This window comes from Terrabacter sp. AAH1, from assembly GCF_054456855.1.
Genome location: NZ_JBTJJV010000001.1, coordinates 329815 through 347343, shown reverse-complemented (window position 1 = coordinate 347343; position 17529 = coordinate 329815). Strand labels below are relative to the sequence as shown.

Annotated in this window: 18 protein-coding genes; 13 read left to right on the top strand and 5 right to left on the bottom strand. The window is 72.0% G+C overall.

What is annotated here, in order from left to right:
* Positions 1-42: 42 nt before the first annotated feature.
* The 4 genes from ACXR8F_RS01605 (at position 43) to ACXR8F_RS01590 (ending at position 4232) form a co-directional block, all read left to right on the top strand.
* A complete protein-coding gene (locus ACXR8F_RS01605; RefSeq protein ID WP_045191808.1) occupies positions 43-918 on the top strand; it encodes a caspase family protein in 876 nt (291 codons plus the stop codon).
* A gap of 144 nt (positions 919-1062) precedes the next feature.
* Positions 1063-2262, top strand: coding sequence for an acyl-CoA dehydrogenase family protein (locus ACXR8F_RS01600; protein WP_458798490.1), 1200 nt, complete (start codon positions 1063-1065; stop codon positions 2260-2262).
* A 41-nt stretch (positions 2263-2303) separates the two neighbouring features.
* Entirely contained in the window at positions 2304-2939 is a 636-nt protein-coding gene (locus tag ACXR8F_RS01595; RefSeq protein ID WP_458798489.1) for a general stress protein, read from the top strand.
* A gap of 90 nt (positions 2940-3029) precedes the next feature.
* Complete coding sequence (locus ACXR8F_RS01590; protein WP_458798488.1) at positions 3030-4232, top strand: hypothetical protein; 1203 nt, start codon at positions 3030-3032, stop codon at positions 4230-4232.
* Here the strand turns inward: ACXR8F_RS01590 and ACXR8F_RS01585 are convergent.
* Positions 4229-5776 (bottom strand): aminopeptidase P family protein, encoded by a 1548-nt coding sequence (locus tag ACXR8F_RS01585; RefSeq protein WP_458798487.1) that lies wholly within the window; start codon positions 5774-5776, stop codon positions 4229-4231. The genes ACXR8F_RS01590 and ACXR8F_RS01585 overlap by 4 nt on opposite strands.
* 153 nt (positions 5777-5929) lie before the next feature.
* Here ACXR8F_RS01585 and ACXR8F_RS01580 point away from each other — a divergent pair, with 153 nt between their 5' ends.
* The 9 genes from ACXR8F_RS01580 to ACXR8F_RS01540 all read left to right on the top strand — a co-directional run bounded on the left by ACXR8F_RS01580 (position 5930) and on the right by ACXR8F_RS01540 (position 14629).
* Positions 5930-7510 (top strand): threonine/serine exporter family protein, encoded by a 1581-nt coding sequence (locus ACXR8F_RS01580; protein WP_458798486.1) that lies wholly within the window; start codon positions 5930-5932, stop codon positions 7508-7510.
* Between the two features lie 95 nt (positions 7511-7605).
* Positions 7606-8148: a MaoC family dehydratase gene (locus tag ACXR8F_RS01575; RefSeq protein WP_458798485.1), complete on the top strand. Its 543-nt coding sequence runs from the start codon at positions 7606-7608 to the stop codon at positions 8146-8148.
* A gap of 224 nt (positions 8149-8372) precedes the next feature.
* A complete protein-coding gene (locus ACXR8F_RS01570) occupies positions 8373-9293 on the top strand; it encodes a hypothetical protein (RefSeq protein ID WP_458798484.1) in 921 nt (306 codons plus the stop codon).
* Positions 9294-9463: 170 nt separating this feature from the next.
* Positions 9464-10342, top strand: coding sequence for a PHP domain-containing protein (locus tag ACXR8F_RS01565; RefSeq protein WP_458798483.1), 879 nt, complete (start codon positions 9464-9466; stop codon positions 10340-10342).
* The gene (locus ACXR8F_RS01560) at positions 10339-10953 is read left to right on the top strand and encodes a MarC family protein (protein ID WP_458798482.1); all 615 of its coding nucleotides are present in this window, start codon (positions 10339-10341) and stop codon (positions 10951-10953) included. The genes ACXR8F_RS01565 and ACXR8F_RS01560 overlap by 4 nt, the downstream gene beginning before the upstream one ends.
* Positions 10954-11042: 89 nt before the next feature.
* The gene (locus ACXR8F_RS01555) at positions 11043-11927 is read left to right on the top strand and encodes a RecB family exonuclease (protein ID WP_458798481.1); all 885 of its coding nucleotides are present in this window, start codon (positions 11043-11045) and stop codon (positions 11925-11927) included.
* Positions 11920-12600 carry a maleylpyruvate isomerase N-terminal domain-containing protein gene (locus ACXR8F_RS01550; protein WP_458798480.1) on the top strand — a complete coding sequence of 227 codons (681 nt, stop codon included), beginning with the start codon at positions 11920-11922 and terminating at the stop codon, positions 12598-12600. Before ACXR8F_RS01555 ends, ACXR8F_RS01550 begins: the two co-directional genes overlap by 8 nt.
* 26 nt (positions 12601-12626) lie before the next feature.
* On the top strand, positions 12627-13499 hold the full coding sequence (locus ACXR8F_RS01545) for a ParA family protein (RefSeq protein ID WP_458798479.1): 873 nt from the start codon (positions 12627-12629) through the stop codon (positions 13497-13499).
* 83 nt (positions 13500-13582) lie between these two features.
* A complete protein-coding gene (locus ACXR8F_RS01540) occupies positions 13583-14629 on the top strand; it encodes an NAD(P)-dependent alcohol dehydrogenase (protein ID WP_458798478.1) in 1047 nt (348 codons plus the stop codon).
* A 163-nt stretch (positions 14630-14792) separates the two neighbouring features.
* On the opposite strand, the gene ACXR8F_RS01535 is transcribed toward ACXR8F_RS01540, so the two are convergent.
* The 4 genes from ACXR8F_RS01535 to ACXR8F_RS01520 all read right to left on the bottom strand — a co-directional run bounded on the left by ACXR8F_RS01535 (position 14793) and on the right by ACXR8F_RS01520 (position 17523).
* Positions 14793-14978, bottom strand: a complete 186-nt coding sequence (locus ACXR8F_RS01535; RefSeq protein ID WP_458798477.1) for a hypothetical protein — start codon at positions 14976-14978, stop codon at positions 14793-14795.
* Between the two features lie 131 nt (positions 14979-15109).
* On the bottom strand, positions 15110-15340 hold the full coding sequence (locus ACXR8F_RS01530; protein ID WP_458798476.1) for a pyridoxamine 5'-phosphate oxidase family protein: 231 nt from the start codon (positions 15338-15340) through the stop codon (positions 15110-15112).
* 24 nt (positions 15341-15364) lie between these two features.
* Positions 15365-17185 carry a glutamine--fructose-6-phosphate transaminase (isomerizing) gene (glmS, locus tag ACXR8F_RS01525; RefSeq protein ID WP_458798475.1) on the bottom strand — a complete coding sequence of 607 codons (1821 nt, stop codon included), beginning with the start codon at positions 17183-17185 and terminating at the stop codon, positions 15365-15367.
* Between the two features lie 77 nt (positions 17186-17262).
* The gene (locus ACXR8F_RS01520; RefSeq protein WP_458798474.1) at positions 17263-17523 is read right to left on the bottom strand and encodes a hypothetical protein; all 261 of its coding nucleotides are present in this window, start codon (positions 17521-17523) and stop codon (positions 17263-17265) included.
* Between the last annotated feature and the right edge of the window lie 6 nt (positions 17524-17529).

Sequence of the window (17529 nt, the reverse complement as noted above, 5' to 3'; positions counted from 1 at the left end):
GAACCCACTCACCCGAGGGGTTCCGATCAGAAGGGAACGACCATGGCACGCAGGGCTCTGTGCGTGGGGATCAACGAGTTCGCGTCGCTGCCGCAGACCAGCTGGCTCGCCGGCTGCGTCAACGACGCGAACGACATCGCGAAGGCACTGCGCCCACTGGGCTTCACGGCGAGGGCGACGACCGTCCTGACGGACGCCGACGCGACGAAGAAGAACGTCATGGCTGCCCTGACGCAGCTCGTCACCAGCGCCAAGTCGGGCGACCACCTCGTCTTCACGCTCTCGAGCCACGGCACCCAGGTGCCCAACGAGCCCGGCGGAGACATCGAGCCCGACGACCTCGACGAGGCCTTCGCCTGCTACGACATCCGCCAGAAGGGCGACCAGTGGGACCGCGACACCGTCATCGTCGACGACGAGCTGCGCGACCTGTTCGCACGGGTGCCGTCCGGTGTCCTGCTCGAGGTGCTCCTCGACACCTGCCACAGCGGCACCGGCCTGAAGGACCTCGAGGAGATCCTGCAGGCCCAGCTTCTCGGCCGGAAGCCGCGGTTCCTCCCGGCCCCCACCCGCCGCGGCCTCGAGCAGACGCGCGCCATCCGGGCAGTCGCCCCCGTGCGCACCGTCGACCGCAAGGCCCTCGTCGAGCTGACCCGCAGCCGCGGGACCGCCTCCAAGCCGGTGCTGTTCGCGGCCTGCAAGCCCGACCAGACGGCGTCCGACGCGACTTTCGACGGTCGCTCGAACGGTGCGTTCACCTACCTGTTCCTCAAGGCCATGAAGGACGCCCCCACGGCGACGCGCACCGAGCTGCTGCGCACGGTCACGGCCGGCCTCAAGGCGGGGGACTTCAGCCAGCGCTCGACGCTCGAGGGGCCGGCCCGGTCGAAGAAGGTCGGCTTCGGACAGCTCTGGTGACCCGGCGGTCGGTGAGCCACGACACAGGTGTCGGTACTCACACGCGAGGGCGCTGACCCGGCAGCCGACGCGGCGGCATACTCGGTCGAAGCTGTCCCAGCCCAGAGCACCCAGCCCGAGCACTCGCAAGGTGGCGATCCGCGCATGTCCCGACTCCAGCAGACCGAAGGCCTCACCGAGGAGCAGCACGAGCTCGTCAAGCTCGTGCGCGAGTTCGTCGAAGAGCAGATCATCCCGGTGGCCACCGAGCTCGAGCACAAGGACGAGTACCCGCAGGCCATCGTCGACGGCATGAAGGAGATGGGGATCTTCGGCCTGATGATCCCCGAGGAGTACGGCGGCCTCGGCGAGTCCCTGCTGACGTACGCGTTGTGCGTGGAGGAGATCGCCCGCGGCTGGATGAGCGTGAGCGGCATCATCAACACGCACTTCATCGTCGCGTACATGGTGCTCCAGCACGGCACCGAGGAGCAGAAGCAGCGCTACCTGCCGAGGATGGCGACCGGGGAGATCCGCGGTGCCTTCTCGATGAGCGAGCCGGGCTGCGGCAGTGACGTGTCGGCCATCAAGACGAAGGCCGTCAAGGGCGACGACGGCGGGTGGACGATCAACGGCCAGAAGATGTGGCTCACGAACGGCGGGTCTGCGAACCTCGTCGCGGTCCTCGTCAAGACCGACACCGGCGCCGACTCCGTCTACAAGAACATGACGACCTTCCTCATCGACAAGGAGAGCGGGTTCGGCGAGACCGCCCAGGGCGTCACCGTGCCCGGCAAGATCGACAAGATGGGCTACAAGGGCGTCGACACCACCGAGCTCGTCTTCGAGGGCCACCGCACGACCGACGCGCAGATCCTCGGCGGCGAGCCGGGCAAGGGCTTCTACCAGATGATGGACGGCGTCGAGGTGGGCCGCGTCAACGTCGCCGCCCGCGGGTGCGGCGTCGCGAGAAGGGCTTTCGAGCTCGGCGTCTCCTACGCCCAGCAGCGCGAGACGTTCGGCAAGAAGATCGTCGACCACCAGGCCGTCCTGTTCCGGCTCGCCGACATGGCCGTCAAGGTCGAGGCCGCTCACGAGATGATGGTCAAGGCCGCACGCAAGAAGGACTCCGGCCAGCGGAACGACCTCGAGGCCGGCATGGCGAAGTACCTTGCGTCCGAATACTGCTCGCAGGTCGTCGAAGACTCCTTCCGGATCCACGGCGGCTACGGCTACTCGAAGGAGTACGAGATCGAGCGCCTCTACCGCGAGGCCCCGATGCTGCTCATCGGCGAGGGCACCGCCGACATCCAGCGCATGATCATCGGCCGCCGGCTCGTGGAGGACTACAAGCTCAAGGCTTGACGAAGCCCGATGGCCGGCCGGGCGGGTGCGAGGATGGTGGCATGAGCCTGCAACCGAAGGGTCCGGGGGGACGACCGGGATTCGCGACGCTGTCCCTGGAGTACCCCATGTCGCTCGGTGTCTTCGACAAGTACGAGGACGCCCAGAAGGCGGTCGACACGCTGTCCGACAACCAGTTCCCGGTCGAGAACTGCCTCATCGTCGGCACCGACCTCAAGCAGCTGGAGCGTGTGACCGCCCGCCTGACGTGGGGGCGGGTGGCCCTCGGCGGGCTGCTCTCGGGCATCTGGCTGGGGCTCTTCGTCGGGCTCATCCTGTCGCTGTTCTCGCGGCCGACGAGCGCGGTCACGCTACTGCTGTCGACCGCCCTCTACGGCGCCGTGTTCGGTCTCATCTGGTCGCTCGTCGGCTACGCCTTCACGCGCGGCGCCCGTGACTTCTCGTCGGTCAGCCAGGTCGTGGCCACCCGCTACGAGGTGTTCGCCGAGCACAAGGTCGCCCAGCGTGGTCGCGAGATCCTCGCCAAGGCGGGCATCTCCCCGGGCGGGCAGTCGAGCATCGGCATCGCCCCCGTGGCCCCCGCGCCAGGGACGCCGGCGCCGGGCACCACCGGTGACGCGTCCGCAGCACCGGGCGCCCCTGCGCGGTCCGACGACCCGCCGCCACCCGTCGGCTGAACCGGCCCCACCACTCGCCGTCCGCCGGCTGCAACGAACGGGTGCGACCGCGTGTCCTATCGGATGACGGACCCGACGAAGGAGCACGCCATGCCGGCTCGCAAGCCCTTCCCGCATGCCGCGCGCCCCTCCCTGGCGGCCGCTGTGCTCGCGCCGCTGGTCGCGCTGTCGCTGGCGGGTTGCGGCGACACGGCGTTCGAGGGCCCGACGGGTGGCCCGACCACGGTCGCTCGGCCGCTGACGAGCCAGCCCGTGGCGGCCGACGGCGCGCTCGAGTGCCCTGCCTCGCTGAAGGACTCGCTGGGCACCACCGTTCCGGAGAAGCCGCAAGGGGTCTACGGGCCGGCGCGGCTGCTCCCGCAGCGTCCGCCGGTCTCGCTCGTCGTCTGCAGCTACCCCGTCATGGACGTCAGTGCGACCACGCCGCTCACGGCGCCGTTCCCGCTGGAGAAGCGTGCCGTGGCGACCCAGGCGCAGCGCTCCGCGGTCGTCGAGTCGATGACCTGGGCGCCGCGCTTCAACCAGCAGCCGCGGGCGTGCACGGCCATGGCCGGCAACGAGACGGCATACCTCGTCGGGGCCGCCTACGGTGACGCGATCGTCTGGGTGGCCGCCAAGGGCGACGCGAACGCCTGCTCGACGGCGACGAACGGCGACTTCGTCTCCGGCGCCCCGCTCGGCGTCGAGCTCGACGCGATCTTCGGCGCGACGTCCCGGCCCCCCGGGACCGGGGGGTCGTGCCGCGCGCGGTCATGGGGGCGGCTCGGTGACGACCGGCTGCTCGCGCCCGAGGGCGCGCCGGCCGTGGTCGTCTGCCGCCAGGCGGCCGACGGGTCGATCCGGCCCACCACGTTCGACGCCGCCCGCTCGGCGGAGGTGGTCGCGGCTCTCCGGGGGCTGCCCACGCGCCCTACGGGCCGGACCTGCCAGGGCTCGGGCGGCGCATCGGACCGGCGCTTCACCCTCGTGCTCCGGTATGCCGTCGGGCCGGCCGTCCAGGTGAACGTCGACCCGGACTGTGACCCGGCGGTGCTGGGCTCCAACCTCGAGAGCACTGACGCCGGTGGGCTCGTCGACCTCGTCGAGCGGTGGAGCCCGCCGATCCCCGGGCCCGACCCGGACGGCTCGGTCTCGTCCGACGGGTCGGTCGGCCCGGCACCCCTGCCGGTGCCGGTGCCCGACCAGCCGACGGAGGTGCCGGGTTCGACGGGCGGCGGCCTGGGGGGCAGTCCCGGCACGGGCATCCTGCCGACGCCACCGACCCCGGCGGCAGACCTCCCGACGACCCCCTAGCCGCGCTCGGCCCAGATGCGGGCGATCCAGGCCTCGACGTCGGCGCTGCTGCGCGGCATCGCTGCCGAGAGGTTCTCGCAGCCGTCGTCGGTGATGAGGATGTCGTCCTCGATGCGCACCCCGTTGCCGCGCAGCTCGTCGGGCACCAGCTCGTCGTCGGCCTTGAAGTAGAGGCCCGGCTCGACGGTGAGGACCATGCCCGGCTTGAGCTCGGCGTCGGAGTACTCCTCGCGGGTGGCGAGCGCGCAGTCGTGCACGTCGAGGCCGAGGTGGTGGCTCGTGCCGTGCACCATCCAGCGGCGGTGGTACTGCCCGTGCTCGGCGTCGAGGGTGCCCTCGACGTCGACGCCCTCGGGCAGCAGGCCCCACTCGTGCAGGTGCTCGGCGATGACGCGGATCGCGGCGGCGTGCACGTCGCTGAACGTGTTGCCCGGCTTGCAGGCCGCGATGCCGGCTTCCTGGGCGGCGTAGACGGCGTCGTAGATCTTGCGCTGGGCGTCGGTGAACGTGCCGCTGACCGGCAGGGTACGGGTGATGTCGGCGGTGAAGAGCGAGTCGACCTCGACGCCGGCGTCGAGCAGGAGCAGGTCGCCGTCCCTGATGTCGCCGGTGTTCTTGATCCAGTGCAGCGTGTTGGCGTGGTCGCCGCTGGCGCAGATCGAGTCGTAGCCGACGCCGTTGCCGTGGTGGCGCGCGTGCAGGCCGAAGATGCCCTCGACCCAACGCTCGCCGCGGCCGCGACGGACCGCCTCGGGCAGGTCGGCGATGACGGCGTCGAAGCCCTTGTGGGTGCCGTCGACGGCGTCGCGCATCTGCTCGACCTCCCACTCGTCCTTGACGAGGCGCAGTGTCGAGAGGAAGTGGGCGAGCTGCTCGTCGGCCTCGCGCTGACGGTCGGCGCGGGTCTCGGCCTCGGTGGCGTCCTGGGCATCGGCGACGGCGGTGCGGGCCCGGTCGACCCGAGCGGCGACCTCGGCGTCGGCGTCACGCACGACCCGGACCGTCACCTCGCCCGCGTCCTTGCCCACGGCGTCGGAGAACTCGTCGATGTGGCGGGCGGTGAGGCCCAGCTCGGACTCGATGTCGGCCAGGGTCGGGCGCGCGCCCACCCAGAACTCGCCGTAGCGCGAGTCGCCGAAGAACTCCTCGGTGTCGCGCTCGGCGAGCGGCCGGAAGTAGAGGACGGCCTCGTGACCGGCCTGGTCGCCGGCCCCGTCGGCTCCGCCCTGCCGGGGCTCGAGGACGAGCACGGCGTCGGGCTCGCGGTCGCTGCCGAGGCCGGTGAGGTGGGCGAAGGCGCTGTGCGGGCGGAAGACGTAGTCGGTGTCGTTGCTGCGCACCTTGAGGCCGCCGGCCGGCACGACGAGGCGCTCGCCCGGGAAGGCCGCGCTCACGGCCTCGCGGCGGCGGGCGGCGTGGTCGGCGACCTCGGCCCGAGGGGTCACCCCGGTGCTGCGGGGCGCCCAGCCGGTTGCGACGAACGCCCGGAACTCGTCGGTCGTGGGGCGCTTGCGGCTCGGAGAGGCCTTCTGCTCTTCACTCATCACCGAGCCATCGTGTCACGAAGCGACAGGGCCGCCGAACCCGGTTTCCGGGCCGGCGCCGCCCCCGGGATGCCTGCCCGCCCGCCTCGGCGCAGGCTCCGGAGACCCCTCGGGGGTACCGGCCTCGGGAACGCCCCGGCATACAGTCTGGGGGTGGCCCCCACCGAGCGAACGTCCCGGCCGACCACCGCCCACCGCACGCTGCCGTCGCTGCGAGCGAGCACCCGCCGCGCCATGCGGCCGAGCGGGCCGCCGACCGACGAGATCCCGATCTGGACCACGCCCGACGGTGTCGACTCCCACACGGCCCTGGCCGTCATCGACCTCGCGATGCGGGCGGGCGTCGCGATGATCGCGACCGGTGCGGCGGCGGCGGACGTCACCGCGACCGTGCTCACGCTGACGAAGGCGTACGGCCTCAGCTCGGTGCACGTCGACGTCACCTACACCTCGGTCACCGTCTCCTACCACCGCGGCCCGAACGCCGACCCGATCACCGTGCTGCGCATCGTGCGGTTCCGCGTGCAGGACTACACGCGCCTCGAGCGGCTGCGCGGGCTCATCGTCGACCTGTCGCAGGACCCCGTGCCCGTCGAGGAGGCGCGGGTGCGCTTCGACGCGGTCATCACCGCGCCGCACCCGTACCGGCGCTGGCTCGTCGCTGTCGCCGGCGGGGCGCTGGCGGCCGGGGCTGCCGCGCTCGTCGGGGCGGGCGTCTTCATCGTCGCGCTCAGCTTCGTCACGGCCACGATCGTGGGCCGGGTGCTCAACTGGCTCACGGGTGCCGGTGTCGCGGCGTTCTTCGCCCAGATCGTCGCCGCAGCCATCCCGACGGCCGTCGCGACCCTCGTCGTCGTCGCGCAGTCCGCCGGAGTCACCTTCTTCGGCAGCGTCTCGCCGTCTCTCGTCGTGGCGTCGGGGATCGTGCTCCTCCTCGCCGGCCTGTCGGTCGTGGGGGCGGCGGAGGACGCGCTCGAGGGCTACTACGTCACCGCCGGGGCGCGGGCGTTCGAGGTCGTCGTGCTCTCGCTCGGCATCGCCGTCGGCATCTCGATCGTGCTGTCGCTCGGCAAGCGGCTCGACTACCCGATCGCGATCAGCTCGCAGACGCTGCTCACCGACGACGTGGGCGTGCAGATCGTCTGTGCCGTCGTGATCTCGGTCGCCTTCGCCGTCATGTCGTACGCGAGCGGCCGGGCCGTCGCCGTCGCCGGCATCGCGGGTGGGCTCGGTTGGGCGATCCTCGCCGTCGGTGAGCGGGCGCTGCAGCTCGGTGCCGTGACGGGGTCGGCGCTGGCCGCGCTCGTCGTCGGTTTCGCGTCGCGCCTCGTCGCCAAGCGCCTCACCATCTCGGCGCTCGCCGTCACGACCGCCGCGATCGTGCCGCTGCTGCCGGGGCGCATGGCCTACGAGGGCATCTCACAGCTCGTCACCAACCCCGACGGCAACGGCTTCGCGCTCGGGGTGCCGACCCTGCTCCAGGCCTTCGGGCTCGGGCTCGGGCTCGCCGCCGGGGTGTCGCTCGGCACGTACTTCGCCGGGCTGCTCGTCGCCCGCTCGCAGGGCGTACGCCCCCGGCCGGTCGCCGGGGCGACCCTGCCGGTGGACCCGGTGCCGGACGCGACGCTCTCGTCGGCGCGGGTCCTCTCCGACATGGTCGAGCTCGAGGCCGCGTCGGCGCTGGATGACGCGGTCGTCGACGAGCCGGCCGCGGAGGTCACGGACCGACCGTGAGCAAGCACACGGCATACGCCCGTGGTCGTGGGCCGTGTGCTCGGGCAGGCTGGGAGCCGTTGGCTTTTCGCGTGTCGTAGGTCGGAGGAGTTGGGATGCAGTTCGGGCGCAGCTATGAGGAGTTCGAGGTCGGGGCGGTCTACAAGCACTGGCCCGGGAAGACGGTCACCGAGTACGACGACCACCTCTTCTGCCTGCTGACGATGAACCACCACCCGCTGCACCTCGACACGCACTACGCCGGGGAGACCACGCAGTTCGGCCAGAACGTCGTCGTCGGCAACTACGTCTACTCGATCCTGCTCGGCATGTCGGTGCCCGACATCTCCGGCAAGGCCATCGCGAACCTCGAGATCGAGTCGCTGCGCCACGTCGCCCCGACCTTCCACGGCGACACCCTCTACGGCGAGACGCGCGTGCTCGACAAGTGGGAGTCGACGTCCAAGGACGACCGTGGCGTCGTGCACGTCGAGACGATCGGCTACAAGCAGGACGGCACGGTGGTGTGCATCTTCCGGCGCAAGGTGATGGTGCCCAAGGAGAGCTACCTCGAGGCGCGGGGTGGCGAGCAGCCCGGCCGACCGGTGCCGGTGCCCGACCGCAACTGGCCCGGCCCCGACGCAGCGTCGCCCGCCTGACCGCAGCGGCTGCGCACCCCTCCGACCCCGCAACACACCCGGTAACGGTCATCACGACGGTGCTGCAACAGCGCCGAGCTGACTGTTACCGGGTGTGTTGGGCTCAGGGATGGCCGTCCACAGCCCCGCTGGGCTCCCGGCGACCCTCCACAGGGGCGCGGTGAACGCTTCCCCCGAGTGCGTATGCCGCCGAGTGTCGGCCCATATACCCGCGACTTCACGCGTTGCTCGGCTTCCAGCACGGCGTCGTGTCGGCCGCCGACGCCCTCGCCGTCGGCACGGACCATCTGGCACTGCGGCGCGCGGTCGCGCGCCGCGAGCTCGTCCGGGTGCGCCGCGGTGCCCATGTCGACGGAGCGTCGTGGTCGGCTGCCGACGTCGACGAGAGATACCGCCTCGCGGTGCTTGCAGTGGCGCGGACCCGGCCCGGTGACGCCGTCAGCCACCATGCGGCACTGGCCCTGCGCCGGCTGCCCCTGTGGGGCCACGACAGGCGCCGGTTCGACCTCGTCTCCGACGTCCGCCAGATCACGGCTCGCAGTGGCCTCCACCTGCACCCCGGAGCGGGCGTCGAGACGTCGCAGGTCGACGGGGTGGCGACGGTGTCAGTCGCGCGCTCCGTCGTTCGCACCGCGCTCACGATGGGCCGCGAGTGCGCCGTGGTCGCCGGCGATGCCGCACTGCGTGCAGGCCTGGTGACACCTGAGGCGCTCATGGCCGAGGCGGCGCTGGTCTCGCCCCATCAGGGCCGTGGCCGAGCACTGGACGCGCTCCTCGCGATGGACGGGCGTTCCGAGTCCGTGGGCGAGTCCCGGACGCGCCTCATCCTCGACGACCTCGGTCTGGCGCACGACAGCCAGGTCGTCATCGAAGACGCACGCGGCGAGTTCCTCGCCCGGGTCGACTTCCTGGTCGAGGGCGTCGTCCTCGAGTTCGACGGTCGGGTCAAGTACGGGAGATCGCGCGACGACGTCGATGCAGGGGCGGCCGACCCCGGCGAGGTGGTGTGGCTCGAGAAAAGACGCGAGGACCGGGTGCGCCGGCTCGGCTACCCGTTCGAGCGTGTGGTCTGGGACGAGCTGGCCCGTCCGGGGATCCTCGGCGCGAGGCTCCGCGCCGCTCGGCCGTCACCTCGCACCGGATGACGCGAACCGCACGACCCCCGCAGGCGCCTCGCACCGGGACCGCACCACCCAGCAACACACCCGGAAGCGGTCAGACCTGGTGGGTTGTAACCCATGTGGGGTGACTGATGCCGGGTGTGTTGCGGGGGAGGGTGGCTGGGTGTGAGCTGACCCAGCCCTAGTCTTGGGGCGTGACGTCGACAGGGGCAGGAGCGGGGCCCGTCATCGACCTGCACGCGCACTCCTCCGTCAGTGACGGCACCGAGACGCCCGACGAGCTCGTGGCCGCCGCGGCGACCGCCGGCGTCGACGTGCTCGCGATCACCGACCACGACACGGTCGCAGGCTGGGACGACGCTGCCGACGCGGCACGTCGGCACGGCATCACCCTCGTGCGCGGCATCGAGATCTCGTGCGCCTGGCGCTACACCTCGATCCACCTGCTCGGCTACCTCACCGACCCCGGTGACGCGCCCCTCACACACGAGCTCGCGCGGGCCCGCGACTCCCGGTCGACGCGGCTCGAACGCATGGTCGCGCTCATGGCCGCCGACGGCATACCCCTGACGTATGCCGAGGTGCTGGCCCAGGTCGGCCCCGGCGCCACCGCGGGGCGGCCCCACATCGCCGACGCGCTCATCGCGAACGGGACGATCCGGCACCGTGACGAGGCGTTCCGCGAGTGGCTCGGTGACGACTCGCCGTACTACGTGGGGCACTACGCGCCCGACCCTGTGCGGGCGGTCGAGCTCGTCCGGGCGGCGGGCGGCGTGCCCGTCGTCGCCCACCCGTTCACGCGCACCCGGTCGAGCGGCCTCGACGACGCGCTCATCGAGCGGATGGCTGCCGCCGGGCTCGTCGGACTCGAGGCGTACCACCGGGACCACGGGCCTGCCGAGGTCGAACGGGCGAGGGCGCTCGCCGACCGGCTGGGCCTGGTGCTGACGGGGTCGAGCGACTACCACGGCGAGGGCAAGCGCAACCGCCTCGCCGAGAACACCACGGCACCGGAGGTCCTCGACGCCATCGAGGCGGCCTCGAGCGGCGTCACGGAGGTGCTGAGGCCGTGAGCTACTTCGACACGACCATCTTCCCCAGCACCTTCATCACCCTCATCGTCATCCTCGACCCGCCCGGCGCGGTGCCGATCTTCCTCGCGCTCACCGGGTCGCTCACGAAGGTCCAGCGCAACGTGGCGGCCCGGCGCGCCTCTCTCGTGGCCGTCTTCGTCATCGCCATGTTCGCGCTCTTCGGCCGCAGCATCCTCGACTACCTGCACATCTCGATCGCCGCCCTGCAGGGTGCCGGCGGGCTCCTGCTGCTCCTCGTCGCGCTCGAGCTGCTGACCGGCAAGGAGTCCGACTCGCTCGCCGACGCCGGCGTCAACGTCGCTCTCGTGCCGCTCGGCACCCCGCTGCTCGCGGGGCCGGGCGCCATCGTCGCGACGATGCTCGCGGTCCAGCGCTCGGACACCGCCGCGGAGTACGTCGCCGTGGGAGCCGCCCTCGTCGCGGCCATGCTCGCCGTCTACCTCGTGCTGCGCTTCGCCGGCCGGGTGCGCGGGCTGCTCCGCGAGAGCGGCACGATGCTGCTGACCCGCATCGCCGGCCTGCTGCTGTCGGCCATCGCCGTGCAGATGGTGGCCGACTCGGTGCGCGCGTTCGTCAGCGGCCAGGGCTGAGACGGCTGCCCGGGACTCGCAGACAGGCGGGTGGGGACGCGTGTGCACGGCTCCCGCACCGTGTCGGTGCCGGGCCGTAGGGTGTCGGCGTGACGACCGGCGCGGCTGAGCAGACGACCTTCGCGGGGATGCCCACGCCGCTGTACTCCGGCTCGCCGTCCCGGCTGCTGGCCTACCTCGACTGCCCGCGCCGCTACCGCATGCAGTACCTCGACCGCCCGCGACCGCAGGCACGGCCGCAGCGCGCGCACACCTCCGTCGGCATCGCCACCCACAACGTGCTCCGCGACTTCTGGGACCTGCCCGTCTCCCAGCGCACGCCGGCAGGGGTGGCCGAGCTCGTGCGCACGTCGTGGATCGACGTCGGCTTCCGCGACCCCGAGCAGTCGGTGGCCTGGCGGCTGCGGGTGCGTGACGCCGTCACCGACTACCTGCGCCGCAGCGACCGCGACAACCAGCCCGTCGGCATCGAGCGCAGCGTGTCGCTCAAGACCGACGAGGTCGCCATCACCGGACGCATCGACCGCCTCGACGACCGCGACGGTGAGCTCGTCGTCGTCGACTACAAGACCGGCCGCCAGGTCCCCACCGACGACGACGCCCGCACGTCGCTCCCGCTGGCCCTGTATGCCGTCGCGTCCGCGCGCATGTTCCGCCGGCCGTGCCGACGGGTCGAGCTGCACCACGTCCCCTCGGGCACCGTCGCCGTGCACGAGCACACCGACGAGTCGCTCGCCCGCAAGGTCGCAGAGGCCGAGTCGATCGCCTCCGACCTGCGCCGCGCCGATGCCGACTTCAAGCAGGTCGGGGTCGAGTCCACCCGGTTCGCGCCTCGGCCCTCGGCCCTCTGCTCCTGGTGCGACTTCCGGGCCCACTGCCCCGAGGGCCAGCAGGTCGGTCCCGAGAAGTCCGACTGGGCCGGTCTCGAGCCCGCCGGCTACGACTCCACGCCTGACGAGCGCGCCGATGCCTGAGCCCGCGCCCTCCGAGACCCACCCCGAGGGGTCGGTCCACCGAGACCTGCGGTGGGCCTTCCTGGCCGCCGTCGACCACGTCGCCGCCATCGTGGCGCGCGACGACGTCGCCGCCGCCTGGGAGACCCCCAGCGCGCTGCCGCAGTGGAGCGTCGGTGGTCTCGTCGCGCACCTCGCCAGCCAGCCGGTGATCGCCGTCGACCTGCTCAGGGCCGAGCCGTGGTCCGATGCGATCAGCCTCGACGAGCACTACGCCCGGTCGGCGTGGGTCAAGGGCGGTCTCGACGACGACGTGAACGTGTCCATCCGGGCCGGGGGCGACGCACAGGCCGCGGCCGGCCGAGACTCCGTGCTGGCCAAGGTGACAGACGCCCGGGCGGCCCTCCCCGACCTGCTCGCCGCCCAGCCTGCGCAGCGTGCCGTCCTCATCCCGTGGGCCGGCTGGGCGCTCCGGCGCGACGACTTCCTCACCGGCCGCATGATGGAGGTCGTCGTGCACGGCGAGGACGTCGCCGCCAGCCTCGGCTTCGACGCCCCCAGGCTGCCCGACGAGGTGCTCGCCCCGGTGCTCGCACTGCTCACCCGGATCTCCGTCCGCTGGCACGGCCAGGGCGCCGTGGTGTCGGCTCTGTCACGTGCCGAGCGCGCCCCGCGGACGATCTCGGCGTTCTGACCCGGCGGCCTGACACACTGGGCCGCATGGCGCCCCGGACCGGCAAGAGCGACGCGACCACAGCCCTGCCCCGAGCTGCCCGCGGTGGCTCGAGAAGCGCCGACACCTCACGACGTGGGTCGCACCCGGCGCCCGCGGACCGTGCGACGACGATCGCGCTCGCCAACCAGAAGGGCGGCGTCGCCAAGACCACGTCGGTCGCCAGCATCGGCGCCGCTCTCGCCGAGCAGGGACGGCGCGTGCTGCTCGTCGACCTCGACCCGCAGGCGTGCCTGACGTTCTCGCTCGGCGTCGACCCCGACACGGTCGAGCGCTCCGTGCACGACGTGCTGACGGGCGCGGCCGAGCTCGGTGACGTCGTCGTCACCTGCGACGAGGGTGTCGACCTCGTGCCGTCCGCCATCGACCTCGCGGGCGCCGAGGCCATGCTGCTGCCGCGCCCGGGACGCGAGTACGTGCTGCGCACGGCCCTCGAGGACACCAAGGCGGCATACGACGTCGTCCTGCTCGACTGCTCGCCCAGCCTCGGCGTGCTCACCCTCAACGCGCTCACCGCCGCGGACGCCCTCATCATCCCGATGCCCTGCGAGATGCTCAGCCACCGCGGTGTCGGGCAGCTGCTCGACACCGTCGCCGACGTGCAGAAGATCCTCAACCGCGACCTCGAGGTGTGGGGCATCCTGCCGACGCTCTTCGACGGCCGCAGCAACCACGCCCGCGAGGTGCTCGCCGACGTGGGGGAGCGCTACGACCTGCCGGTGCTCGACCCGCCCATCCCGAAGACCGTGCGCTTCGCCGAGGCCCCGGCCGTGGGCCGCTCGATCCTCAGCACGGCCCGCTCGTCCAGGGGCGCCCAGGCCTACCGCGACGTCGCCGCGTCGCTGCTCGCCCGGCTCTGACACGCGGGTCCCGGCGGGAATGAACCGCCGCGTGGAGGTGCTGCACCTAGGAGTGTCGCCAACCCACCACGAAGGAGACCCTCTTGACTTCCACGCCTGCACTGGTCGCCCCGAGCGCCGGAGCCGCCTTCGAGGCGCGCACCGTCGAGCACCGCGACCTGCGTGACGACGACGTGCTCATCGACATCAAGTTCGCCGGCATCTGCCACAGCGACATCCACCAGGTCCGTGAGGAGTGGGGGAGCGCGATCTTCCCCATGGTCCCTGGCCACGAGATCGCCGGGGTGGTCTCCGCCGTCGGTGACGGGGTGACCCGTCACAAGGTCGGCGACCGCGTCGGCGTCGGCTGCATGGTCGACTCGTGCGGCGAGTGCGAGTACTGCAAGAACGGCGAGGAGCAGTTCTGCACCAAGGGCGCCGTCATGACCTACAACGGCCGCGGCTACGACGGCGAGGAGACCAAGGGCGGCTACGCCCAGCAGGTCGTCGTCTCGGAGCGCTTCGCCGTCAAGATCCCCGACGGCATCGAGCTCGACGTCGCAGCGCCCCTGCTGTGCGCCGGCATCACCGTCTGGTCGCCGCTCAAGCGCTGGGGCGCCGGCCCGGGCAAGAAGGTCGCCGTCATCGGTCTCGGTGGCCTTGGCCACATGGCCGTGAAGCTCGCCGCCGCCATGGGCGCCGAGGTCAGCGTGCTGAGCCGTAGCGACGCCAAGAAGGACGACGGTCTCGCGCTCGGCGCGACGAGCTACCACGCCACGGGCGACGAGGGTGTGCTGAAGGGGCTCAAGGGCACCTTCGACCTCATCATCAACACGGTCAGCGCCGACCTGCCGATGCAGACCTACATCGGGCTGCTGCGTCCCCTTGGTGTCATCGCCAACGTCGGGCTGCCCACGGGCAACTACGACTTCCCGCCCGGCGCCGTCGTCGGCGGCAGCCGTGTCGTGGCCGGCTCCAACATCGGTGGCATCCCCGCCACCGCCGAGATGCTCGCCTTCTGCGCCGAGCACGGCATCGGGGCGACGATCGAGACCATCTCGGCCGACCAGGTCGACGAGGCCTACGAGCGCGTGGTGGCCGGCGACGTGCGCTACCGCTTCGTCATCGACACCTCGACGATCAACGCCTGATCTCTGGTCCGCCCCACCGAGGGCGTATGCGTTCGGCCGGGTCCCGCGGGGGCCCGGCCGTCGTCGTCCCCTGCCAACACACCCTACAACGGTCAGGCCGCGGTGGTTGCAGCCCTGCGCGGTTGACCGCTACCGGGTGTGTTGCAGGGTGGGTGTTGCGGGGTCAGGGCGGGTCGAGCGCGGGGAGGCCGTCGATCGAGACGGCGTTCTTCGCCTCCCGGTAGGCCGTCAGCCCGTCCTCACCGCGGTTGTCGGCCCACCGGGTGAGCAGGTCGCGATCGCCGTCGTGGCTCATGAGCGGGACCGCATACCCGCACGAGTCCGAGACCCGCTCGACGTCCACGACCACGACGCCACGTGTGCCCGAATGGTCCCCGAAAAGCCCTCGGTACGGGGCGAACTCGGGATCGGCCAACCCGACGTGACGCCCGCGGCCGTGGAGCCTGACGATGTTGGGTGGCCCCTCGAAGGCGCAGAACATCAGGTGATGCGCCCGTTCTCACGCAGGTGGGCGATCGTCTCGGCGCCGCTGCCGGTGAGGTCGAGGTAGGCGACGGTGTGCTCGTCGAGCACCGCGAACGTGTCGCCCATGCCTTTCGGCGAGACGTTGACGTGCCCGTCCGCGGCGAGCGGGGCCGTCGCCACGAAGAACACGTGCTGCGCCTCGATGAACGCGCGCAGCCGACCGTCGATGTGCTCGTGCAGCTTCATCGCAGGCTCCTCACCCTCGGGCCGTCACTCGACGGTGACCGACTTCGCAAGGTTACGAGGCTTGTCGATGTCGAGCCCGAGGGCGACCGCAGCGTGGTACGCCAGCAGCTGCATGGGGATCATGAGCAGGATCGGGTCGAGCTCCGGCTCGTTGCGCGGCACGTCGATGCGGCGCGCGCGCACCTCGCCGAGGTCGACGTCGGGGTGCGTCACCGCGACGACGCGGCCACCGCGGGCCATGACCTGCTCGGCCGCGGCGAGGTTGCGTGACGTCAGCTCGTCGGACGGGATGACCGCGACGGTCGGCCGGGACGGCTCGATGAGGGCCAGGGGGCCGTGCTTCAGCTCGCTCGTCTGGTAGGCCTCGGCGTGCCGGTAGGAGATCTCCTTGAACTTCTGCGCGCCCTCGCGCGCCACGGGGAACCCACGCACCCGGCCGATGAAGAAGAGGCTCTCGGCGCCCGAGAGCTCGCGCGCGACCTCGGCGATGGCCTCGCCGTGGTCGAGCACCTGGGCGATGTCGGCCGGCAGCCTCTCGAGGCCGGCGATGATGCGCTGACCGTCGGCCACGGACAGGTCCCGAACGCGGCCGAGCAGCAGGGCCAGCAGGGCGAACCCGACACCCATGTGCGTGAGCGCCTTGGTCGAGGCGACCGAGATCTCGGGGCCGGCGTGCAGGTAGATGCCCCCGTCGCACTCGCGGGCGATCGTCGAGCCGACGACGTTGACGAGCCCGACGACCTGGCCGCCCTTGCGCTTGACCTCGCGCACCGCGAACGCGGTGTCGGCCGTCTCACCGGACTGGCTGACGGCCACGTAGAGGGTGTCGGGCTCGATGATCGGGTTGCGGTAGCGGAACTCGCTCGCCGCCTCGGCGTGCGCCGGGATGCGGGCCAGCTCCTCGATCATCAGGGCGCCGAGCTCGCCGACGTAGTAGGCCGAGCCGCAGCCGAGGATCTTGACGCGCCGGAAAGAGCGCAGCTCGCGGGGGGAGAGGTTGAGGCCGTCGAGGCGGGCCGTGCCGAACCGCGTGTCGAGGCGGCCGCGGAGCATGCGGGCGACGGTCTCGGGCTGCTCGGCCATCTCCTTGGCCATGAAGTGGCCGTGGCCACCGAGCTCGACCTCCTCGTCGCTGACCTCGATCGTCGTCGGCTCGCGCCCGGTGTCGGGCGTCTCGCGCGTGAAGGTGCGGTAGCCGCGCGCCGTCACGACGGCCAGCTCGCCGTCGTCGAGGTGGACGACGGAGGAGGTGTGCCGCACCAGGGCGGCGACGTCGGAGGCGACGAACATCTCCCGCTCGCCGACCCCGAGGATGAGGGGCGAGCCGTTGCGGGCCACGACCACCCGGTCGGGCACCTCCGAGTCGAGGACGGCGACGGCATACGTGCCGACCACCTGCTCCAGCGCCTCGAGCACGCGGTCCTCGAGCTCGGCGGCGGAGGACCGGGCGACGAGGTGCGCGAGCACCTCGGTGTCGGTGTCAGAGGTGAAGGGCACGCCCTCGCGCGACAGCCGGTCACGCAGGGCGGCGGCGTTGTCGATGATCCCGTTGTGCACGACGGTCACGCGACCGTCGGCGCTGGAGTGCGGGTGGGCGTTGACCTCGGTCGCCGGGCCGTGGGTGGCCCAGCGCGTGTGGCCGATGCCGACGGTCCCGGCGAGTCGCTTGGGCAGCGCGGCCTCGAGCTCGCGCACGCGCCCGACGCGGCGCACGACGGTCTGACCGCTCGGCCCGGCCACGCTGATGCCGGCGGAGTCGTAGCCCCGGTACTCGAGCCGGGTCAGGCCCTCGATGAGGATCGGGGCGGCCGGCTGGCGCCCGACGTATCCGACGATGCCGCACATGGGTGACCTCCTGGTCTTCGGTTCTGGGGGCGTATGCCGTGCCGTGCCCTTCGGGGCCACGCCGGCAGCATGCTGTGTCAGCCGTAGATGATGCGACGCAGCTGCCGCTCGCTCAGCTCGGGAGCGGCGACGACCCGGTCGGCGAGCTCCGCCGCGATGATGCGGTAGATCTCCGGGTTGCGGGCGCCGTGCAGCTGCAGCCGGGTGTGCCGTCGCCGGACGTACTCCTCGACGGGCTCGCGGTAGTGGGCGAGGACGTCGCCGACGACACGGGCCGCCTCGCCCTCCGACAGGCCGGTCGAGCCGGCCACGCGGGCGACGAGTTCAGGGTCGGGCACCCCTCG